This window comes from Pseudoalteromonas sp. TAE56 (genome assembly GCF_000497955.1).
Classification (GTDB): Bacteria; Pseudomonadota; Gammaproteobacteria; order Enterobacterales; family Alteromonadaceae; genus Pseudoalteromonas.
In genome coordinates this window covers 21,017-44,285 of sequence record NZ_AUTN01000138.1, presented here as the reverse complement: position 1 = coordinate 44,285, position 23,269 = coordinate 21,017, and the positions used below count along the sequence as shown (strand labels likewise).

General features: G+C 40.3%; 19 protein-coding genes. 11 read left to right on the top strand and 8 right to left on the bottom strand.

From position 1 onward, the window contains the following. Positions 1-65: 65 nt before the first annotated feature. Positions 66-1,889 (bottom strand): translational GTPase TypA, encoded by a 1,824-nt coding sequence (typA, locus tag L656_RS0116500; protein WP_024596972.1) that lies wholly within the window; start codon positions 1,887-1,889, stop codon positions 66-68. 507 nt (positions 1,890-2,396) lie between these two features. On the opposite strand from typA, the gene glnA reads away from it, so the two are divergent. The 5 genes from glnA to L656_RS0116475 all read left to right on the top strand — a co-directional run bounded on the left by glnA (position 2,397) and on the right by L656_RS0116475 (position 7,455). Beyond that, positions 2,397-3,803: a glutamate--ammonia ligase gene (glnA, locus tag L656_RS0116495; RefSeq protein WP_010554792.1), complete on the top strand. Its 1,407-nt coding sequence runs from the start codon at positions 2,397-2,399 to the stop codon at positions 3,801-3,803. A gap of 113 nt (positions 3,804-3,916) precedes the next feature. Continuing rightward, the gene (locus tag L656_RS0116490; protein WP_024600020.1) at positions 3,917-4,438 is read left to right on the top strand and encodes a DUF4124 domain-containing protein; all 522 of its coding nucleotides are present in this window, start codon (positions 3,917-3,919) and stop codon (positions 4,436-4,438) included. 82 nt (positions 4,439-4,520) lie between these two features. Further along, positions 4,521-5,567, top strand: coding sequence for a nitrogen regulation protein NR(II) (gene glnL / locus L656_RS0116485; RefSeq protein WP_024600019.1), 1,047 nt, complete (start codon positions 4,521-4,523; stop codon positions 5,565-5,567). A 14-nt stretch (positions 5,568-5,581) separates the two neighbouring features. After that, positions 5,582-6,967, top strand: coding sequence for a nitrogen regulation protein NR(I) (ntrC, locus tag L656_RS0116480; RefSeq protein WP_024596969.1), 1,386 nt, complete (start codon positions 5,582-5,584; stop codon positions 6,965-6,967). Between the two features lie 29 nt (positions 6,968-6,996). Then, complete coding sequence (locus L656_RS0116475) at positions 6,997-7,455, top strand: cyclic nucleotide-binding domain-containing protein (RefSeq protein WP_010554789.1); 459 nt, start codon at positions 6,997-6,999, stop codon at positions 7,453-7,455. A gap of 9 nt (positions 7,456-7,464) precedes the next feature. On the opposite strand, the gene L656_RS0116470 is transcribed toward L656_RS0116475, so the two are convergent. Together L656_RS0116470 and L656_RS0116465 are read right to left on the bottom strand one after the other, a co-directional pair. Further along, positions 7,465-8,130 (bottom strand): hypothetical protein, encoded by a 666-nt coding sequence (locus L656_RS0116470; protein WP_024600018.1) that lies wholly within the window; start codon positions 8,128-8,130, stop codon positions 7,465-7,467. A 55-nt stretch (positions 8,131-8,185) separates the two neighbouring features. Then, positions 8,186-8,473: a hypothetical protein gene (locus tag L656_RS0116465; RefSeq protein WP_024600017.1), complete on the bottom strand. Its 288-nt coding sequence runs from the start codon at positions 8,471-8,473 to the stop codon at positions 8,186-8,188. 256 nt (positions 8,474-8,729) lie between these two features. Here L656_RS0116465 and L656_RS0116460 point away from each other — a divergent pair, with 256 nt between their 5' ends. The 4 genes from L656_RS0116460 (at position 8,730) to L656_RS0116445 (ending at position 13,251) form a co-directional block, all read left to right on the top strand. Next, a complete protein-coding gene (locus L656_RS0116460) occupies positions 8,730-9,113 on the top strand; it encodes an RNA-binding S4 domain-containing protein (protein WP_024596966.1) in 384 nt (127 codons plus the stop codon). A gap of 101 nt (positions 9,114-9,214) precedes the next feature. Further along, positions 9,215-9,643, top strand: coding sequence for a hypothetical protein (locus L656_RS0116455; RefSeq protein WP_024596965.1), 429 nt, complete (start codon positions 9,215-9,217; stop codon positions 9,641-9,643). Between the two features lie 205 nt (positions 9,644-9,848). Beyond that, positions 9,849-12,593 carry an aconitate hydratase AcnA gene (acnA, locus tag L656_RS0116450; RefSeq protein ID WP_024600016.1) on the top strand — a complete coding sequence of 915 codons (2,745 nt, stop codon included), beginning with the start codon at positions 9,849-9,851 and terminating at the stop codon, positions 12,591-12,593. A 403-nt stretch (positions 12,594-12,996) separates the two neighbouring features. Beyond that, positions 12,997-13,251, top strand: a complete 255-nt coding sequence (locus L656_RS0116445) for a hypothetical protein (RefSeq protein WP_024600015.1) — start codon at positions 12,997-12,999, stop codon at positions 13,249-13,251. On the opposite strand, the gene L656_RS0116440 is transcribed toward L656_RS0116445, so the two are convergent. The 4 genes from L656_RS0116440 to L656_RS0116425 form a co-directional block, all read right to left on the bottom strand. Then, positions 13,252-13,800, bottom strand: coding sequence for a DUF4124 domain-containing protein (locus L656_RS0116440; RefSeq protein WP_024594735.1), 549 nt, complete (start codon positions 13,798-13,800; stop codon positions 13,252-13,254). Between the two features lie 143 nt (positions 13,801-13,943). Further along, entirely contained in the window at positions 13,944-14,684 is a 741-nt protein-coding gene (locus L656_RS0116435) for a phosphoadenylyl-sulfate reductase (protein ID WP_024594734.1), read from the bottom strand. Between the two features lie 43 nt (positions 14,685-14,727). After that, the gene (cysI, locus tag L656_RS0116430) at positions 14,728-16,425 is read right to left on the bottom strand and encodes an assimilatory sulfite reductase (NADPH) hemoprotein subunit (RefSeq protein WP_024594733.1); all 1,698 of its coding nucleotides are present in this window, start codon (positions 16,423-16,425) and stop codon (positions 14,728-14,730) included. A gap of 61 nt (positions 16,426-16,486) precedes the next feature. Further along, entirely contained in the window at positions 16,487-18,301 is a 1,815-nt protein-coding gene (locus L656_RS0116425) for an assimilatory sulfite reductase (NADPH) flavoprotein subunit (RefSeq protein ID WP_024600014.1), read from the bottom strand. Between the two features lie 303 nt (positions 18,302-18,604). Here L656_RS0116425 and L656_RS0116420 point away from each other — a divergent pair, with 303 nt between their 5' ends. After that, positions 18,605-20,230, top strand: coding sequence for an endonuclease (locus tag L656_RS0116420; protein ID WP_024600013.1), 1,626 nt, complete (start codon positions 18,605-18,607; stop codon positions 20,228-20,230). Between the two features lie 86 nt (positions 20,231-20,316). Here the strand turns inward: L656_RS0116420 and L656_RS0116415 are convergent, their stop codons facing one another. Continuing rightward, positions 20,317-21,303 (bottom strand): hypothetical protein, encoded by a 987-nt coding sequence (locus L656_RS0116415; RefSeq protein ID WP_024600012.1) that lies wholly within the window; start codon positions 21,301-21,303, stop codon positions 20,317-20,319. A 418-nt stretch (positions 21,304-21,721) separates the two neighbouring features. Here L656_RS0116415 and L656_RS0116410 point away from each other — a divergent pair, with 418 nt between their 5' ends. Next, positions 21,722-23,221 (top strand): DUF3360 family protein, encoded by a 1,500-nt coding sequence (locus L656_RS0116410; RefSeq protein ID WP_007582201.1) that lies wholly within the window; start codon positions 21,722-21,724, stop codon positions 23,219-23,221. Positions 23,222-23,269 lie beyond the last annotated feature (48 nt).

The window sequence follows — 23,269 nt, the reverse complement described above, 5'->3', positions numbered from 1 at the left end:
ACACAAAAAAGCCGCTGTATTTTTCAATACAGCGGCTTTTAAAATCATTATTCTAAATTAATAGATTATGACTTAGGTGCACGACCCGCACGTTTACGTTCGTTTTCAGTAAGGTGGCGCTTACGGATACGAATGTTTAGTGGAGTAACTTCAACTAGCTCGTCATCATCGATGAACTCAAGCGCTTGCTCAAGTGAGTAGTTAAGGTGTGGAGAAAGCGTTTGCGCTTCATCAGTACCAGATGCACGTACGTTAGTTAACTGCTTGCCTTTAAGGGCGTTAACTGTAAGGTCGTTATCACGGTTATGAATACCGATAACCATACCTTCGTATACTTCAACACCGTGACCGATGAATAAACGGCCGCGTTCTTGTAAGTTGAATAATGCGTTAGTAAGTGCTTTACCCGTTGCGTTTGCAATCATTACGCCGTTCTTACGAACACCGATGTCGCCACCTTTGTGAGGACCGTAATGATCGAACGTATGGTACATAAGACCAGAACCCGAAGTAAGCGTCATGAAATCAGTTTGGAAACCAATTAAACCACGGCTAGGGATCATGAAATCTAAACGCATACGGCCTTTGCCATCTGGAGTCATGTTAGTAAGTTCACCTTTACGTAGGCCAACTTGTTCCATAACAGAACCCTGGTGCTCGTCTTGACAGTCAATAGTTACTGTTTCAAACGGTTCTTCTAGAACGCCATCAACAGTACGTAAGATAACTTCTGGACGAGAAACTGAAAGCTCGTAACCTTCACGACGCATGTTTTCGATTAAGATACCTAGGTGTAATTCACCACGACCAGAAACACGGAAGCTATCTGGGCTAGCAGTATCTTCAACGCGAAGTGCTACGTTGTGTACTAATTCTTTGTCTAAACGCTCACGGATGTTACGTGACGTTACAAACTTACCTTCTTTACCACAGAAAGGTGAGTTATTTACAGAGAATGTCATTGTTACAGTTGGCTCATCAACACTTAGTGGTGGTAATGCTTCAACGTTTCCTGGGAAACAAACTGTGTCAGAAATCTTAAGCTCACCAATACCTGTTACAGTTACGATGTTACCAGCGTAAGCTCTATCAGTTTCGATACGTTCAAGACCTAGGTAGCTTTGTACTGCGCCAATTTTACCATTACGTGTAGTGCCATCAGCACTGATAATAGTAACTTGTTGGTTAGGAGCAACAGAACCACGTTTAATACGACCAATACCAACTACACCAACATAAGAGTTGTAATCTAGTTGAGAAATTTGCATTTGGAAGTCACCTTCAGGATCTGCATCCGGTGGTGATACTTCTTCAACGATCATCTTGAACATAGGTTCCATGTTTTCAGATGGCTCGTCTAAATCTAGCGTTGCCCAGCCGTTGATAGCTGAAGCGTAGATTACTTTAAAGTCTAACTGTTCGTCAGTTGCGCCAAGATTATCGAATAAATCAAAGATTTGATCCATAACCCAATCAGGACGTGAACCTGGCTTATCAATTTTATTGATAACTACGATTGGCTTTAAGCCTTGCGCGAATGCCTTTTGCGTAACGAAACGCGTTTGTGGCATTGGACCTTCTTGAGCATCAACAAGTAATAATACTGAGTCAGCCATCGAAAGTACGCGTTCAACTTCACCACCGAAATCGGCGTGTCCCGGGGTATCTACGATATTGATATGGTAGTCGTTCCAAGAAATGGCTGTGTTTTTAGCCAAAATGGTAATACCACGTTCTTTCTCAATGTCGTTTGAGTCCATCACGCGCTCTTCGTTACCGCCGCGTGTTTCTAATGTACCTGATTGCTCAAGTAGTTTGTCAACCAGAGTTGTTTTACCGTGGTCAACGTGCGCGATAATCGCTATATTTCTTAACTTTTCGATGCTCATATATTTACTCAGAGAAATTAAATTCTCAATGATCCTGCAAGATCTACGCACTCATCCACGCTTTCGCGAGATGTCCCAGCATAGGATTTAAAAGGGCGCATATTATCCCTCATTAATGACATGGATGAAAGTTTATCCAATACATATTTTAAAACTTTCTCAATACTTTTACTAAGTATCTGTTTTTTATATGACAATTATATGAATTAAATTTCAATTATTTTTCAAAAAACCCTCTTTTTGACTATTTTTCCGATCTTTTTGTTACTCTTTTGCATTTAGGTTATGCTAATTCCAGCTGATTAAATTAACAACAAATTACGCTCTGTAAATTTTGCACCGAAATGGAATATTTACGCACCAAAACAGTGCATTTATATATTCCATTTTGATGCAATGATATTTTTTTAATTTATAAACAGCCAGTTACAATAATGGCACAAAAACAGCTTAGTAAATATCAAAGCAATTATGCAGCAATAACAAAACCCAATAGTTGGAGGACACATGTCACAATCGGTTTTAGATTTTATTAAAGAAAATGACGTTAAGTTCATTGATTTACGCTTTACTGACACTAAGGGTAAAGAACAGCATGTTTCTATTCCTCATCACCAAGTTGATGAAGACTTTTTTGAAGACGGTAAAATGTTCGACGGCTCTTCAATTGCAGGCTGGAAAGGCATAAACGAATCAGACATGGTATTAATGCCAGTTCCTGAGTCAATCAAATTAGACCCTTTCACTGAAGAAGCTACATTAATTTTACGTTGTGACGTAGTAGAGCCTTCTACATTACAAGGTTATGAGCGCGACCCGCGTTCTGTTGCTAAGCGCGCTGAAGATTACATGCGTTCTACAGGCATTGCAGACACTGTTTTATTTGGCCCTGAGCCAGAGTTCTTCGTATTTGACGATGTTAAATACAAATCAGATATGTCTGGTTCTATGTACAAAATTGATTCTAAGCAAGCTGCTTGGAACTCAGATAAAGAATATGCAGATGGCAACACTGGTCACCGTCCAGGTGTTAAAGGCGGTTACTTCCCAGTTGCTCCTGTTGATGACTTCCAAGATTGGCGTTCAGCTACGTGTCTAGTTCTAGAAGAAATGGGCCAAGTAGTAGAAGCACATCACCACGAAGTAGCAACAGCAGGTCAAAACGAAATCGCTACTCGCTTTAATACAATGGTATTAAAAGCGGATGAAATCCAAGAAATGAAATATGTTATCCATAACATGGCTCACTTATATGGTAAAACAGCAACGTTTATGCCTAAGCCAGTTGTTGGTGATAACGGTTCTGGTATGCATTGTCACCAGTCTTTAGCTAAAGACGGTGTTAACCTTTTTGCTGGCGATAAGTACGGCGGTCTTTCTGAAGATGCACTTTACTACATTGGCGGTATCATTAAGCATGCTAAAGCAATTAACGCTTTTGCAAACGCATCTACTAACTCGTACAAACGTTTAGTACCAGGTTTTGAAGCACCAGTTATGCTTGCATACTCTGCACGTAACCGTTCTGCATCAATCCGTATCCCAGTGGTTCCATCTGAAAAAGGTCGTCGTATTGAAGTACGCTTCCCGGATCCAACAGCTAACCCATACCTTGCTTTCTCAGCAATGCTTATGGCTGGCCTTGATGGTATCAAAAACAAGATCCACCCTGGCGATGCTATGGATAAAGATTTATACGACTTACCAGCTGAAGAAGCAGCAGAAATTCCAACTGTTGCAGCATCACTTGACGAAGCACTATCTGCACTTAGCGCAGACCGTGAATTCTTAACTCAAGGTGGCGTATTCACTGACGACTTAATCGATGCTTACATCGAACTTAAGTCTAAAGAAGTTGAAAAGCTTAACATGACAACTCACCCAGTTGAGTTTGAAATGTACTACAGCTGTTAATTAAGCTGTAAAAAATATGTGTGTTCTCAAGCCCGCTTTGCGGGCTTTTTTAATGGTAAAATTAGTCAATCTCCACTAAAGTTAAGTTACCGATAAAAATGCAGGGCTGCAGAGTGAATAACAAGATTTTATTACTATTAATTACTTTAGGATTAAGTAATTATAGTTATGCCGGTGAAACAAAAATATACGCTTGGAAAGATAAAAATGGCGTATTAGTGTTCTCAGACACCCCTCATAAAGGGGCTCAAGAGGTAAAGCTTACCAGCCAAGATCTTAATATGCCTGCAACAAATACTGACATTTTTGACGAGCAACCCCAGCCTCAACAAGCGGCCTTTAGTATTGCCATTTCCTCACCTGATCATAACCAGACTATTCGTGAAAATACCGGCACTGTTTATGTTACTAGCCGAATAAAACCACGCTTTGAAACTGGTTTTACTATACAACTTTTTATTGATGGTAAAGCACACGGCCCTGCCAGTGACAGCTCAACCTTTGCAATAAGGGATGTAGAACGTGGTCAGCACACACTACAATTAAAGCTTTTTAATAGTAAAAACCAAGTTATTGCTACAAGCGAGCCCTGTATATTTTTTATGCACCGAAAAGGGCTAAGCCTAAGTAACTAAATTGGGGTATTACTAATCGTGCAGCAGTGTATTTTACCGTATAACTTGCTTGCAAACATCAACGCACTAAAATGGTGCAGCTATGATTGATAATAAAAACTTTAGCCCTGAGCTACTCGATGCCATTTGGCAAAATCAAACAACCGCTATCATATTACTTGATAAAAACTTTATTGTAATATATGCCAATAACAGTACCAGTGAACTGCTTGGCCTTGGTAATAAACGCCTATTAGATCAACCTTTTGATAGCCTTTTTAACTACCATTCAATCGATTTAGAGCGTATAAAACAATACTCACTAGTTGAAGGTGTAGATTGCCAGCAGCATAGAGCTGACGTGGTTTTTAGCGATTCTCGCCATGCGAAAGTAGCCGNTGGCTCGCTTTATATTTTATTTGAGTGGCGCCAAACCGATGACGAAATTAAGCACGACCAAGCGTCTAATCAAATGCATCAATACCAAGCTGCCCGAAACTTAATTAGAGGCTTAGCGCACGAAATTAAAAATCCTTTAGGTGGGATTCGCGGAGCGGCGCAGTTATTGCAGTATGAGGTTGATCAACAAGAAAGAGATCAATGTGCTGAGCTCATCATTGAGCAAGCCGACCGATTACGTGAATTAGTAGATAGGCTTTTGGGGCCCAATCAACTTCCACAAAAATCGTATGGCAACATACATCAATCACTTGAATCAGTTGCAAGGCTAAGTACGTTAGATAATTGTTCTAACATTAGCTTGGTTAAAGATTACGACCCAAGTATTCCTGATGTATACATTGATCAAGGCAAAGTTCAGCAAGTAGTATTAAACATTGTTCGAAATGCCCAACAGGCGCTTGTAGATGGCGGTGAAATAACAATAAAAACCCGCATTAATCATCAGCATCGTCGCCCAGGTAAAGCACCTAAAAAAGCCTTGTTGATCCAAATATCTGATAACGGACCAGGAATTGATCCCAGTGTACGCGAAACACTGTTCTACCCTATGATCACCAATAAAGAAGGTGGCTCTGGATTAGGACTCTCAATAGCGCAAACGCTGATAGATCAACATGATGGCTATATAGAATGCGATAGCTGGCCTGGACATACTGAATTTAATATCTATCTGCCCTTTGCAGATTAATGTTTGGAGTTTGCATGAAAACAGTTTGGCTTGTAGATGATGATGCCTCAATTCGCTTTGTACTTGAAAAGGCACTAACCCGTTCAGGGTTTAACACGGAGAGCTTTGCTAATGCGCAAGATGTACTAAGCGCACTAAAGTTTAGCCAACCTACTGTTTTAGTTTCTGACGTTAGAATGCCAGGCATGGATGGTATGGCGTTGCTTGAACTTATTGCAGAGCAAAACCCTGGGTTGCCGGTTATTATAATGACCGCCCATTCTGATTTAGACTCAGCAGTTAATGCATTCCAAAAAGGTGCTTTTGAATACCTAGCTAAGCCGTTTGATTTAAACGAAGCAGTGGCCCTCGTCGAAAGCGCATGCAGAGCAAACTCCACTAAAAAAACTAAGCGCAAGCAAGCCCCACCAAAAAGTGCTCACATAATTGGTGAAGCGCCCGCAATGCAAGAAGTGTTTAGAGCGATAGGTAAACTGTCGGCTTCTAGCATGAGCGTATTAATAAATGGCGAATCGGGTACCGGTAAAGAACTTGTCGCCAGTGCGCTGCACAATCATAGTCCACGTAAAGAAAATCAATTTATTGCACTTAACATGGCAGCCATTCCAAAAGAGCTTGTTGAGTCAGAGTTATTTGGCCACGAAAAAGGCGCATTTACGGGCGCCGATAGCGTACGCAAAGGTCGTTTTGAGCAAGCCAATGGCGGCACACTGTTTTTAGATGAAATTGGTGATATGCCACTTGATGTGCAAACACGTTTATTACGCGTTCTTGCCGATGGTGAGTTTTATCGCGTTGGTGGCCATCAAAGTATAAAAGTAGATGTCCGTATTATTGCGGCTACTCACCAAAACCTTGAAGATTTAGTTAAACAGGGCAAGTTTAGGGATGATTTATTTCATCGTCTTAATGTTGTGCGCCTACGTTTACCAGCTCTTCGAGAGCGCACTGAAGATATAGAAAGCTTATCGCAGCACTTTTTACATAAAAGTGCTAAAGAACTACAAGTAGAAAGCAAAGTGCTGAGCCCTAAAGCGACTGAGCAATTACGTTTATTTAATTGGCCAGGCAATGTGCGCCAATTAGAAAACACGTGTCGCTGGCTTACAGTTATGGCACCCGGTGAGCTTGTAAGCGAGCAAGACTTACCGCCGGAGATTCTGGATGCTTCGCCGACCCAAGAAGAAGGTGATTGGCTAGATGCGTTTCAGCAATGGCTTAATCAAGAGCTTAAACAAGGCAAAGAAAATATTTGGCCTGACATTCAAGCCCAACTAGAAACTCGTTTAATTAAAACAGCACTGGCTAATTGCTCTGGTCATAAGCAAGATGCTGCTATAAAAATTGGTTGGGGACGCAACACGTTGACCCGAAAATTAAAAGAGCGCAATATTAGCTGATTAAACGCTTTTAACACATTTGGTTATTGATGAAGCTAATCGAACATATTCCATTATTCAAACAAATGGAAATTATAAACAGGCTGCACTTTTTTAAGGAATTTACGCTCAGCGAGCGCCAAGTCTTATTAGAGTCGTTCGGCCTGTTATATTTAGTAAGCCAGCATCAGTTTTTATTTAAGCAATACGATAACGACAAGCGCTTATATATTGTACTTAGCGGCGCGCTATTAGTATTTAAACATAATCATTTGCTAGAACTTGGTACTATAGAGCCCGGTGAATTTATAGGTGAAGGCGCTTTTATAAATAACCGAGAACGCAGCACTAGCGCACGTGCCAAAACCGACAGCATAGTTCTTGCTATTACCCCTGAAGCACTCACCCGCTTACCTAATGTCATCCGTGAAAAAATTAAAGACCGAATTATAGAAGGTATGAGCTTGCGTATTGCAAAGCTCAGTGAGCATATAGAAACTCACGGTTAATTTTATCACTCAATCCATATAAACAATTTGTAATGAGCAATCAAGCCAACTGGGCTTATTAACGTGCGCAGTAAAAGTGTAAGTATCTGAAGGCTTGGCACCAAAGGGGGTATTTACAAGTGGCTGCGAGTGACTGTATGTTTGCGAATAATTTTTGTAATAAATGACAACGTAACCGTATAAAAACTCCCAACCTAACCTTACAACAGCGCCACCGGGTAAGGTAAAGTCAGCATATTTATCTGTAAATGTGGCAAGTAAATCATTGTACTTGTCTTCGCTGCATTGAGTTGTTCGTAACTTTTTAGGCATAACAAAGGTTGTACCCGCCACTACATTTTTTAAATAAAAGCCTATGTTGCCATCACCATAAAAATGATTTGAACGCGTTGTATAGTTAACTTGTGGCTCGTAACCTAGCCCCTGCATTATAGCCGCAAGTTGCTCAGTTTCTTTAGGATAAATCTTATCACTTGATAAGAGTAATGTGGCTTCACCAAAGTCAGGTGGGATTGCCAGCTCTACATATTCATAAGGGAGCGATTGTGCTTTTAGCGCAGCATCGAGCTGGTTGCGCTGTTCATCTTGCAAGTTTTCACTAAATACATACACGGTAGGTTGTTGGCACGCAGCTAATAGTAATGCCAACACACATATTAAAATTCCATTTTTCATAGTTACCCTTTTAAATTACAATTGTAGTCTATTAAAGGTAACTATTTATAGTAATTTAATTTGTTTGGCTATTTAACCACGCATCAACACTTTTACGGGTGTATAAAACTTCTCTAAATAAACGATGGCGTTGAAATTCAAGTACCGATTTTTTTTTCATATCGCCACTCACTAAACGACTATGGTGATCGTTAAATTTTGAAATCACAGAAAAACCACGTTCAGCATTTTCCTTTTGCTCTTTTACTTGATTAGTAAGATGTGACCTAACATCATCTGCGGTCAACATATCTGAATTATCTAAGCCCATTAGCTCTTTTTTCATTGCTAATCTTACGCCCATTTTCTACTCCGTTTTATATGTATTCATTACACATTGATTAATCCGCCAGAGTTTTAGCAATTAGCGAGCCATACGTAAAAAAGATTGCAACGAAGCTTAACTTTTAATTGCTTCAGTTTTTTTAAAGACAGATAAAATACCTAAAAACTTTCATAACTAATTGTGTATTACAGCTATCTAAAGTTACTTGCTTTGGTGCAAAAGTCGCTGTAAGCCTTTATACTAAAGCCTGTGCGTTACCCCACCGAGAGCAAATATGAACGAAGAATATATAGAAATAGAGTTAGAAGAAGAGCCGATTGAGCTTTGTAAATTATTAAAAGTATTAAACTTAGTTGAAGGTGGCGGCCAAGCTAAAAACCTAATCACTGAAGGCTATGTGGGTGTTAACCATGAAATTTGTACAATAAAGCGGAAAAAATTATACAGTGGCGATGTACTAGAATTCGATGGTGAGTTTTTTCAACTTGCGTTAAGTGAAGATGCAGTTCCTGCAGAAAAACCTGCGGCACAAACTCAAGCAGAATCAAAGCAAGCTGCACCACAACCAACAAATCAGCCAGCTAAAGCTAAGCGCAAGCGCACTAAAAAGCCAAAAGTTGACGATAAAACAGGTCGTCGTCCTATTTCATTTGGTTAAGTATTTAAAAAACCTCTTTTTATATAAAAAGGCCACCTTGTATAGTTGGCCTTTTTGCTCTTTAATTACCTAGCTAATAATAATAAAAACAAGGTAATAATATGTCACAAAACACACCAGCCACCTGGTTTAAACCCGCTGTATGGGCGGCACTTGTATGGAACTTACTTGGCGTTATTGCATTTGCTATGCACATGATGATGACACCCGAAATGATAGGTAAACTACCGCTAGATCAACAAGCTGCCTACTCTAACGTTCCTATTTGGTCAACTATTGCCTTTGCTATAGCTGTATTTGGAAGCACTTTGGGTTGTCTGTTTCTACTTACTAAAAACTCTCTTGCAATACCTACTTTTGCACTGTCGCTCGGTGCTATTTTACTACAGCAGTACTATAACTTTGTAGTTATAAACAGTATTGAGCTGCTTGGCGCAAGTGCTGTATTTATGCCTGTTTTTGTAATCATAATTGCCATTGCTCTACTTTATTTAAGTATTAAAGCTAAGCAACAAGGTTGGTTACAGTAATTAATAAAGGTCAAAATAACTTTTGACCTTACCTCGTCTCTCAAATCATCTCTTGAAATTAAATTTTTCAGCATCATCTCTACTATAATAACTGTATAAAATTCGTTCTCTAAAGACGGCTTTTTACATTGGTATGCACTTTGCAACTCAAGTACTACAGAGGTCACTCTTCAAAATATTTTTATAATTCATAAAGGGGCAAATAATGAATAATAGTTTCGATACCCAACATCAGCTCACAATAAACGGTGAGCAATATCATATTCATTCTCTAAAAGGACTTGGCGACAAAGCGAAACGATTGCCCTTCTCCTTAAAAGTATTACTTGAAAACCTTCTTCGAAACGAAGACGGCGCAAATATTAAAGAACAAGACATTCAAGCCCTCCTTAATTGGGATCCTCAAGCAAAACCTGCATCTGAAGTTGCCTTTACTCCAGCTCGCGTAGTTATGCAAGATTTCACCGGTGTACCCGCTATTGTTGATTTAGCCGCGATGCGTGACGCAATGGAAAAACTAGGTGGCGATCCTGCAAAAATAAACCCGTTATCGCCAGCTGAACTTGTTATTGACCATTCGGTACAAGTAGATGGTTATGGTAATGATGGTGCATTTGATTTAAATGCCAAGCTTGAATATGACCGAAATAAAGAACGTTACGAATTTTTACGCTGGGGACAAACCGCTTTTGATAATTTAAAAGTAGTGCCACCAGCAACCGGTATTGTTCACCAAGTGAATTTAGAGTATTTAGCCCGTGTTGTTTTTAATGAAGAGCGCGATGGCAAAAAATTCGCTTACCCAGACACTCTCGTAGGTACCGACTCTCATACAACCATGATTAATGGCTTAGGTGTACTTGGTTGGGGCGTAGGCGGTATTGAAGCCGAAGCGGCTATGCTTGGTCAGCCAATTAGTTTATTGATTCCACAAGTAGTCGGTATGAAGCTAAGCGGCAGATTACCTGAAGGGACAACCGCAACCGATTTAGTATTAACAGTAACCGAAATACTGCGTAACCATGGTGTAGTGGGTAAATTTGTAGAGTTTTATGGTGACGGCCTTGCCGACCTACCACTTGCCGATAGAGCAACCATAGCGAATATGGCACCAGAATACGGCGCTACGTGTGGTATTTTCCCGATTGATGATGAAACCATTAACTACCTTCGCTTAACAAACCGCGACGAAAAACACCTAAAGGTAATTGAAGATTATGCTAAACACCAAGGTTTATGGCGTAATGATGGCGACGAAGCAAGCTACACCGATACACTCGAACTTAAATTAGACGATGTTGTACCAAGCCTTGCAGGCCCTAAACGTCCACAAGATAGAATTGCCCTAAATAAAGCGGGTGAAGTAATTGGCGAGCATTTAAAAGGCTTTCAAGATGAGCGTATGGCTCGTCGCGATAAAAGCGATGAAGAGCAAGCTCGTATTGAAAGTGAAGGCCCAACAACAAATCCAGATGAGCCAGTAGACGAAGCACAGTTTATGGGTGCCGCTAAAGTTAAATTTAAAGGCCAAGAGTTTGAGCTAAATGATGGCGCTTGTGTTATTGCCGCAATTACCAGCTGTACCAATACCTCTAATCCAAGTGTTATTTTAGCCGCAGGCTTAGTCGCTAAAAAAGCGAAGCAATTAGGCATTAATGTAAAACCTTGGGTTAAAACATCCCTTGCACCAGGCTCTAAAGTAGTTACCGACTACCTAGAAAAAGCAGGCTTGATGGACGACCTAGAAAGCCTAGGATTTAACTTGGTAGGCTATGGCTGTACTACGTGTATTGGCAACTCAGGTCCACTAGCGACTGAAATATCAGATGCGATTCAAAAGCATAAATTAGTGGTTAGCTCTATTTTATCGGGTAACCGTAACTTTGAAGGGCGTATTCACCAAGATGTGAAAATGAACTTTTTAGCCTCACCTCCACTTGTTGTAGCCTATGCCATTGCCGGCAGAACCGACATTGACGTATACAACGAACCCCTTGCGCAAGATGCTAATGGTAACGATATTTACCTTAAAAACATCTGGCCAAGCGTTAAAGAAGTGAGCGACCTAGTTAAAGAAACAGTAACTAAAGAAATGTTTGAAAAAAGCTACGCTAACGTTTACGAAGGCGATAGCCGCTGGCAGCAAATTCAAATACCTGATGGCAAACTTTATGATTGGGATGACGCATCTACCTACATTAAAAAAGCACCATTTTTTGATGGTATGAAAGTAGAACCTCCGGGTATTCCAACGATTGAGGGCGCACGTTGTTTAGCTAAGCTTGGGGATTCAGTAACTACTGACCATATTTCTCCAGCAGGTGCTATTAAAGCAGAAGCGCCAGCAGGTTTATACTTGCAAGAGAAAGGTGTAGAAAAATCGCAATTTAACTCGTATGGCTCACGCCGTGGTAATCACGAAGTAATGATGCGCGGCACGTTTGCCAATGTACGTCTTAAAAACTTACTTGCCCCGGGTACTGAGGGCGGTGTAACACGTACACAACCAGAAAATGATTTAGCAAGCATTTACGATGCAGCTATGGAGTATCAAAAAAATAATACGCCTCTCATTATTTTAGCGGGTAAAGAATACGGTACGGGTTCATCTCGTGACTGGGCGGCCAAAGGCTCACTTTTACTAGGCGTTAAAGCGGTTGTAGCACAAAGCTATGAGCGAATTCATCGCTCTAACTTAATTGGTATGGGTGTATTACCTCTGCAATTTAAAGAAGGTGAAAGCTACGAGTCACATGGGTTAACAGGGCAAGAACAATTTGATATTGATGGCCTGTACGATAAAACCGATGAAGTAACCGTTATTGCTACAAATGCCGAAGGTAAAAAAGTCACCTTAAGTGCAGATGTACGTATTGATACCCCTAAAGAGTGGGATTACTACAAACACGGCGGTATTTTACAATATGTACTGCGTAATATGCTCGACTAACAAAGACAGTAGTTAATACATTTAAAAGCCCAGTTTAGTAATAAGCTGGGCTTTTTTATGTGTGCTGTTTGTTGTCTTAAATCAATGCTAAGCCTTTAAAGCTTGCCTACACTAGGGCCTGTTGACCTTTCAGGATTAAAATTTGTTCAACCTAGGGGCTATTTAATCGCGGCGTGAGGTTTGTAACCTAGTGGGCTAAGTAAAAACCGAGCAACAAAGAGTAAATTGCCCCTAGGCAGAACCCTTCGGGCAGCGCATGTTTGGCATTTATTCCACGTTATCGCCTATTCATGGGGAATAACCACACTACATAGGCTCTGCCTTGCCTAAATACCAAACACACTGCTGCAAATTTAACCTCGAAAGATAAACAGGCCCTAGGGCTACTCTTAGTGAGGTAACTATGTCGCAAACAATGATAATTAGGCTACTTAAAACATCAATAGTGCTTGGGTTGTGCCTTATTGTTACTGGCCACACTTTAATTGTGTCGAGTTATTTCACTGTTAATCATGGTATTAAAGGAATAATTTTAGCCGCGGCATGTATTGCTATAGGCGTGCTGCTGTCACTTCCCACTAAAATATATTTAACCGTATTATTGATGGAAGCCGAAAAACGTTATTTAAAAAACCATAAAAGCACGCACTCTAAATAATTAGAGTGCACTTAAATTATTAATTTCTTTATTACGTTTTTCTAGTTTGTCTTTTACATTTTCGGCGTCATTAAATAGCTTTTTAACAGAGTCTGGGTTCAAAATACTGATCCCCTCTGGTGCAGCCGACATTGTATTTGTACTTGGAGAGGTATTTAAAATAGACGTGTCTTCTGCAGCAATAACAGTAATGTCTTTAGGATCGAGTTTTACTTCAATACTTTTTGCATGCGGGTTAGGTGTATCAGAAAAGTGCCATTGGCCTGTTTCATCTTGCCACTTAAAAATTTTGCTGCTTGAGGTGGTACTTTCAGGCATTGGTTCATCAGAAATACTGCTCGCAATTTTATCGCCAGCTTGCTTAACGCCCTGCACTGCTTGGTCCAAAGTATTGCTAGATAGCGCGACCATTTTTTCTTTAATTTGCTGAGATTCACTGCTAATTGATGATGCAGAAAGCCATGTTTGACCATCGGGCTTTTTTATATAAAACAAAGAGATGACTGCAATAGCCATGATTGATATAGCTAAGTAGGTAAAGTATTTCATAGCGTTCCTGCTTTAATTAATCCTTTAATGCCTTGAGTCTAATAAAAAATACTTAATTAGGCAATTTTTTGTACCCTAATAAAAAAATAAAAACGCAGCCGAAGCTGCGTTTTTATTTGCAATTTAACTACACTGTAGTGGCGTTAAATACCATCACCATCCATGTGTAGTCCACATTCTCGGTTTAAACCAAAAAAGCGGGTTTCTTCCTCAGTCATTCCTGGTTCTAACTTACGTGTTGTATGTACGTCACCCATCGACACATAACCTTGCTCCCATAATGGGTGGTAAGGTAAATCGTGCTTAGTAAGATACTGATACACGTCGCGGTTAGACCATTCAATAATCGGGTACACTTTAACGGTACCACGGCTAATTTCTACAAACTGTTTATCAGCACGTGTAGATGATTGATCGCGGCGCAGACCACTAAACCACGTGCCTGCTTCTATTTCTTTTAACGCACGGGTCATCGGCTCTACTTTATTAAGCTGATTATATTGCTTAATGCCGTCTTCGCCTTGCTCCCATAGTTTACCAAATTTAGCCTCTTGCCATGCTGGGCTAAGCGGCGCTCTATACACCTTTAAGTTAAGTGATAAACGCTCACTCATTTGCTCAATAAACTGATACGTTTCAGGAAACAAATAGCCTGTATCGGTTAATACAACGGGAATATCTGGACGTTGTGAGGTCATTAAATGCAGCATTACTGCCGCTTGAATACCAAAGCTAGATGATAAAAAAGCCGTATTAGGCAAGTTATCAAGCGCCCATGCAACGCGCTGTTCTGCGCTCATATTCGCTAGTAAACCATTAGCATCAGCTAACATAGCCGTTTGGCTTTGTTTATCTAGCTGTAAAATGTTTTTAAATTCACTCATGGTAAATTCCAAACCTCACCAGCGCCAAAGCGCTGGTATTTAATTAAGCGTGAAAATCGGTTACTGATACTTTTACTTCAGCAACAATGCCTTTGCGTATAACAAAGTCACCAAAACACTCACCGTCATTGCGCTCGCTTGCCCATTGGCCAATTAGCTTATCGAATGCTTCTAGGTAAACGTCTTCACCTACGTTCTCAAGGTACAATTTAGGAATACGTGTGCCTTCTAAATTACCACCTAGGTAAACGTTATACTTACCTGGGCCTTTACCCACTAAACCAGCTTCTGCAAGCATTGCGCGGCCACAACCGTTCGGGCAACCTACAACGCGCATAATAATGCTGTCATCTGGTATACCGTGCTTAGCAAGTAATGCTTCAGTTTTTTCTACTAGGCTTGGTAGGTAACGCTCTGCTTCGGCCATTGCAAGTGGGCACGTTGGCAGTGAAACACACGCCATAGAGTTTTTACGTTGCTGCGAATCTGTGTCGTCAATTAAGCCATGGCTACGTGCAATTTCTTCAATCACGGCTTTTTGATCTGCAGGTACACCCGCAATAATTAAGTTTTGGTTTGCCGTCATACGCATGTCACCTTGGTGAACTTCTGCAATTTTACGACACCCTGTTTTAAGCGGTTTGCCTGGGTAGTCTAAAATACGACCACTTTGAATAAATAGCGTTAAGTGGTGCTTACCATCAATGCCTTCAACCCAACCAATGCGATCCCCTCGATGAGTAAACTCAAACGGACGGCTTGGTGCAAACGTAACGCCTGAGCGTTTTTCTACTTCTGCTTTAAATACATCAACACCTACACGGTCTAGTGTATATTTAGTTTTTGCATTTTTACGGTTTGAACGATTACCCCAATCACGCTGCACAGATACAACATGCTCTGCAATTTTTAAGGTATCTTCTAGCGTAATAAAGCCAAAGTCATCAGCCTTACGCGGATAAGTTGCTGTATCGCCGTGCGTCATGGCAAGGCCACCGCCCACTAATACGTTAAAACCAACAAGCTTGCCGTTATCAGCAATTGCCACAAAGTTTAAGTCATTCGCATGCACATCAACTTCGTTGTTAGGTGGAATAGTTACCGTTGTTTTAAATTTACGCGGTAAGTAATTAGACCCTAAAATTGGCTCTTCTGTGGTTTCTGCTTTTTCGCCATTTAACCAAATTTCGGCATACGCTTTCGTTTTTGGTAATAAATGCTCAGAAATTTTTGCAGCCCAGTCGTAAGCTTCTTGATGTAACTCAGACTCAACTGGGTTAGTAGTACAAAGCACATTACGGTTAACGTCACCCGCTGTAGCAATAGAGTCTATACCTACGCTATCAAGCATTTGGTGCATGCCTTTAATATTAGGCTTTAGCACACCATGAAACTGAAACGTTTGACGCGTTGTTAAACGAATACTGCCGTAGCTTGTTTTGTCATCTGCAAACTTATCGATTGCTAGCCACTGCTCTGGCTTAATAATACCGCCAGGCATACGTGCACGTAACATTACATTATGTAGCGGCTCTAGCTTTTGCTTAGCACGCTCACCACGTATATCGCGGTCATCTTGTTGGTACATGCCATGAAAACGAATTAGCTGAAAGTTGTCGGCAGTAAAACCACCAGTAATTTCATCTTTTAAATCTTTTTCTATGGTGCCACGTAAAAAGTTACTTTCTCTTTTCAAACGTTCGTTATCAGAAAGTTTTACGTTTTTATCTTGTTCGCTCATTTTAAATCCTAAATTTGTTACAGTGACGGCTGTTAGCTGTTAAATAAAATAAGAAACGTGATTAATACACGTCTTTCTGATAGCGGTTTGCGCTACGCAAATCTTTTAAGTATTGCTCTGCGTCTTCGTTACTCTTACCTGTGTTTTCTTTAACGATATCAAGCAAGGCGTTGTGTACATCTTTTGCCATACGATTTGCATCGCCACAAATATAAAAGTGAGCGCCAGCTTCTAACCATTCAAACACGTCTTTACTGTTACTGCGTAATTTGTCTTGTACGTATACTTTTTCGGCTTGGTCGCGGCTAAATGCTACATCTACTTTGTTGAGTAAACCCGATTTTAAATAACCCTGTATTTCTACTTGGTATAAAAAATCTTGAGTAAAATGTGGGTTACCAAAAAACAACCAGTTTTTGCCTTGTGCTTCACGCGAATCACGCTCTTGTAAAAATGCACGGAACGGCGCAATACCGGTACCTGGGCCAACCATGATCACAGGTGTATCATCGTTAGTAGGTAGGCGGAAATTATCGTTGTGTTCGCTAAATACTTTAACTTTACAACCTTCTTCAGCACGACGAGTTAAGTAACCAGTACAGCCACCTAAATGCTCGCTATCAAATGCATCAAACTGCACTAGACCTAGTGTTAAATGTACTTCGTCTTCAACTTCGCTTTGGCTAGATGCAATTGAGTACAAACGAGCTTGTAGTTTACGTAAGCAATCTACTAATGTTTGTGCATCAAGCTTTGCTGGGTTTTGGCGAATCACATCATATATTTGACGAGGTTCAATGTATGCGCGCATTGCAGTTTTATCTTCAACTAGTTTAAGCAGCTCTGGCGTGCCCGTAGCAGTTGCATATTTTTCTACAAAACCAGGGTATGACTGAGTCAGCTCTAGTTTTTCAATAAGTGCATCGCGTACGCTTAGCTCTTCATCACCTACTTTTACAATGCTTGTTGCATCTATTTGAGTAAGTGTAAGTACTTCATCAACTAATACATCGTCATTTAAAAAGTACACACCTAATGAATCACCTGGCGTGTAAGTAATGTCAGAACCTTCAAGCGAAATTTCAACATGGCGTACATCTTTAGTTGAGTCGCGACCGGTAATTTTTTGAACAGTTAATAGCTCTGCTTCAAATGGATTTTGTTTTGTATATTGGCTTGCTGCAGAAGTTGGAGCGCCAAATGGCATTGATACAACTTGACCACCAGCAGCATCTTGTTGCGCTTTTAAATCAGGTTCGAATGCGTCAATTGCGCCCGCAATCCATGTTGCAGCTTCTTCTTCATAATCTACGTCTAAATCAGCACGTTGATATATGGTCTGTGCACCTAGTTTATTTAAACGCTCTTCAAAGTCTTTTGCTGTTTGGCAGAAAAACTCATAGCTAGAATCACCCAAACCAATAACGGCTATTTTTACATCGTCTAGTTTTGGTGCTTTTTTAGTTGCTAAAAATTCATAGAGTGTTTCTGCGTCTTCTGGTGGCTCACCTTCACCGTAAGTAGATACAACGATGGTTAAAAACTTTTCTTTTTTCAGGGCTGTTGGTTTGTAATCTGACATGCTAACCAATTTAACCGCTAAGCCGCGCGACTCAGCCTGCTCTTTCATTTTGCTTGCTACGCCTTTTGCGTTACCCGTTTGCGAACCATATAAAATAGTTAGCGCTGCAGCATCTCCTGCAGCCGGTACGCCAGCAGTAGGAGCACCTAATGCAGCTGAGTTAGCATTAGCGGCTAAGTAACCACTTACCCATGCTTGTTGAATTGGATTAAGCTCAGCCACTAAACCTTGCAGCTTTTGTACTTGATCTTGCGATAGCGGGCTTGCCGCAGCATTTAGTTGACCTAACAACATGAATCGATTCCCCATAACCCTGAAAATTAAACACAACACACTTTGTGTATTGTTAAAAATGAGTTTTACCTCATCCAGAGTGTATCTGTTGAGGTTTTCTAAGTATGCAGGATAACGGGCTAAGCATAGATAAAAAAAGAATAGAATCTGCTTTGATATTCCATTTAGTTATTAATTTATAAAAATACCTTCAAAAACAGTTTAAAGAGTAATTATTGCCTTTTACTGCATTTTAAATTAACAATTTTGTAACCAAACTAATGTAGGGTATATTTTACTTTCAAAGTAAAAATAGGAACAATCATGTTACACGGGAAATATAAAAACAAATTAATTAGTACCGCTTTGTTACTGGGCTCATTACCTGTAATGGCCAATGTAACTAATGGCGGCTTTGAGCAATGGTCAGGTAATACACCTGATGCATGGACAACAATAGATGGCGGAATTAGCCTTTCACAATCCACCAGCACAGTTAAAAGTGGCAGTAGCTCTGCTGCTGTAAATGTAACTACAGGGTCGCAAAGTAACACCGATTTATTACAACAAGTTACTGTAGAAGCAGGTAAAACCTATAACTTTTCGGCTGATGTTTACCATACCGAAGGTAAAATTAAGGCGCGCTTATATGTGGACGGCTACCAAGGCTATTCAAATCAGGCACAAACTAACCAATGGCAAACAATTAGCCATAGCTATACAGCAAGCAGTGATAAAACAATTAGTGTTGGACTTAGGTTTTACGATGTAAGTGGATTTGATGGCAGCGAAACCGTATACGTAGATAACTTTTTACCAAACGTTGGTGGCAGCGCATCAACAAGTTGTACCGACAATAGCCTTACCCTAACGCTTAATACCGATAATTACGGTAGCGAAACTAGCTGGGCCGTAAATAACAATCATGGTAGCGCAATCGCTAACGGCAGTGGTTACGCATCAAACACACAATATGATGAACAAATATGCCTAACTGATGGTACATACGTACTAGTTATTAGCGACAGCTACGGCGATGGCATGTGTTGTTCAACAGGTAGTGGCAGTTATGCACTTAAGCAAGGCTCTACCACACTTGCAAGTGGTGCAAGTTTTAGTAACACCGACAGTACAGCATTTACTTTAGGCGGTGGCTCTGGTGATGGCGGCGGGACTAATCCAACACCCACAGGCTACTATGTTACTGTTCAAGGGTTATCGGGTTATACACTAAAAACTGAGCTTTATAATATTATTAAAGATCATAATGCACAGGGTTACTCGGCTATTTGGAATTTTTACGACTCATCAGCACGTGATCAATACTTTGAAAACGATAACAGCATTTTAGATATGTATAGCGAAAAACCAAACGGTTCAGATAGCTACAATTATACTGCTGTGAGCGATCAATGTGGTAACTATAGTGGAGAAGGCGGCTGTTACAACCGTGAGCATTCGTTCCCTAAAAGCTGGTTTGGCGGCACTATTGAGCCAATGAACTCAGATGTGCATCATATTTACGCAACCGATGGTTATGTAAACTCAAAACGTAGTAATTTCCCATTTGGTGAAGTAGCAAGCGCTTCATTTACATCAACTAACGGAAGTAAATTAGGTTCTGCCGCAAGTTCATTAAATTACTCAGGTACTGTATTTGAGCCAATTGACGAATTTAAAGGTGACTTTGCTCGCGCTTATTTTTACATGGCAACGCGCTACGAAAATGTAATAGGCGCTTGGCAAACCAAAACGACCTCAAGTAATGCTGTACTTAATGGTTCAAGCAATCAAGTGTTTGAAAGCTGGGTTGTAGCCATGCTGCTTAACTGGCATAACAGCGATCCTGTAAGCCAAATGGAACTTGACCGCAACCAAGCAGCGTTTGAGTTTCAAGGTAATCGTAACCCGTATATCGACCACCCTGAATTTGTAGAAATGATTTGGTAAAAGTTAGCAGTTAAAACAAAAGCCTTTGCAATTGCAAAGGCTTTACCTTTTAGCGTGTAGTATTTTTAGAGATATGATGGTTTAAGCTAGTTATAAGAAACAACTGCGATAAGTGACTTTTCAGCTCTATTTTTCATCAACGTTAAAAGTGAATGATGAAAATCTTGAAATATCACCTCTCCCCATATTCGTGAATAAATACCAAAGTTTGTATTATCTTGAACGGTAGTTGTTAACGTTAGAATTGTATTGCCGCTTTTATCTTCACTTAGCTGATAGCCTCCATAAAGTGGAGAAAAGTATTCACCGCCAAGTTTCACGTGTTTATCGAGTGCGTCATCGGGGATAGCATCAGGGTCTATGTCAAATCTATAAAGCATCTGTTTATTTGGTTGCCAATCCGTAATAACTTCTTTAAAAACAACGCCTTTTTGCCAAGTACTTGTGCGAACAGCGCCTATACCGCTTGCATTCATACTTGCCTTTAATGGCTTTGGTACACCAATTAATTGAGTGAGTGAAAAAGGCACTTCCTGTGGTTTTATATCACTCACATTAGCTAACTGTTGCCACACAGCATTGATGGGCGCGTTAATAGTTATTGAATTTGTTACTTCGTATGTTTTTGATAAATTTAAAAAATTAACTTCAATAGGTGAGAGCAATATAGGTAACAACGCGATTGATAATAAAGAACTATTCGCTTTTTTTATTTCACGCTTTCTAACAAAACCCGCAAGTAATCCACCAATGCTGGCAAAAAACATAAAAGCAGGCAAAGCCATAGCCACACAAATACTGCCTTCAAGTAAAGTAATTACACTTACAAATAAAAAAACAAAAATAGGCTGCCAAGCAATCGTCACCATTTGCCTTTTAGTTAATGCTTTTGATTCATTGTACTCAAAGTGAATACGAATATAGCCAATAGCAACAGGCACTAAAAACATAAATGATATAGAGACTAAGCTACCTAAATTATAAGCATTGACTAGCTCTACAAATAGCCGCATAAATATGCCGTAAAGCGTACCAAGTAAAATACCAATTGATTTAGGGGAGTTGAGTTGCATCTCTATTCTTTATTGTTGATATTAACAATCAGAAAGTAACAGAAGTATTATTTCACCACAAATAAAACGAAATTAGCGGCTCCTGCAAACAAATAGCTTGAAATAAAACGGCTTTAACAACCACTAAGACTAAAGGATAATAACCTGCCATTAACACGATACAATTCGGTAAATAGTTCTCCGCCTCCTTAATATCACATTCAAGATTTTGATTTATAACAACTTTTAATCACCTTCTGTAATTTCATAATTTTTAACGTAAAGCAGTTTTTAAATTAACTGTATTAAAAACAACCATGCACGACCTTTTGCCTATACATAGCAGCCTAAAAGCTGATCTACCCTGCATGTTCAATATTCATTTGCTTTAACAAAAGCCGTATTTATTTGATTAAGCAACAATGTTGCAGGAGAACGCATGCAAACTACACCACCCGGTGATGCACCATCAAACACGCACAAGGATGCTCAAAGCTACGAGCAGCTTCATAAACCCAGCTCTGAGTTTAATACTCGCGACGAGTATCTCGAACATGAATTACAAATTATGCAGCCTAAACGCTGGCGTCCTAATTTACCGTTTAGAGATTACCGATTTGAATTTGAAGACACCATTCCAGCAATGGCGGGTACTATTGGTAAAGTCGTTATGGTGGGGGCTATTGCAGCTACATTTGCAGCGCCTCTTGGTTTAAGCGATGCATTTGTTTTAGAAAACGTGCGCTACGAATTACTCATTGTTTCTATTTTTATCATCTTATTCTCAGGCTTTATTTTACCAACAGCCAACTTGGCTGGTACTCACGGCCCGCTTATTCCGTTAATTCCTATTGTTGTTGCTGCTGGCGGTCACCCTATGGCGTTTGGTTTACTCATTGGTGCCTTTGGTTTTATTTTGGCCATAACCAAGGGAGGAAGTATGCTCGCGCGCCTAACCAGTAAAGGTGTGTGTGGCGGGTTGCTCATTTATTTAGGCTTTATTGGTACTATTTCGCAAGTTAAAAAGCTGTTTGCTTGGGCTGAAGCCATTGATATGGCGCATATTGCGTTTATTGTTATTTTAGCCACCATTTTATTGTATGCACTGTTAGAGCACTTTAAAAAGCGTTGGTTAGCCGTGCCGTTAAGCTGCCTTATTGGTGGCGTGGTTGCTTTTGCTTTAGGTGCACCGTTTGAGTTTCATACTGCACCGGGTTTACCAAATATGAACCCAGCATACTGGTGGGGCGAAAACACAGGTTGGATGCTTGGCCTGCCAACGCTTGAAAGCTTTGTTGTTGTACTCCCGTTTGCAGTGCTCGCTGTTGCTATGTGGTCACCTGATTTTTTAGGTCATCAAGTATTTCAAAAAATAAGCTACCCGCAACGTACTGAAAAAGTACAAATGAATATCGACGATACCATGCTAAGCGCATCGGTTAGACAAACATTTGGCTCACTTGCCGGTGGTGCTAACTTTGCCTCGTCTTGGGGTACTTATATTGTGCCTGCTGCTATTGCTAAGCGCCCTATTCCGGCTGGCGCCATTTTAACTGCATTATTTTGTATTATTGCTGGTTTATGGGGTTACCCTATGGATTTAGCCATTTGGCAGCCTGTACTCTGCGTAGCGCTTATTGTGGGTGTGTTTATTCCGCTACTTGAAGCTGGCATGGAAATGACACGCGAAGGCAAAACAACGCAATCAGCCGCTATTGTGGTGTTTGCCTCAACCTTGGTTAATCCGGCTTTTGGTTGGTCGCTTACTATGCTACTTGATAACTTAGGGCTTATTGGCTGCAAAGAGCGCAGCGCTGAGCTAACTAAAATGAGCCGCTGGGTGATTCCACTTATTATGTTTGTGCTACTTACCACTGTAATGGCAATTGTAGGCATGTTACCTGGTATACCTGCGTTAATGGCTGACTTTAGGCATTAAGCCCTAGGTACAGATCCTAATATTTACTCATAGAAGAGCACGGCAATT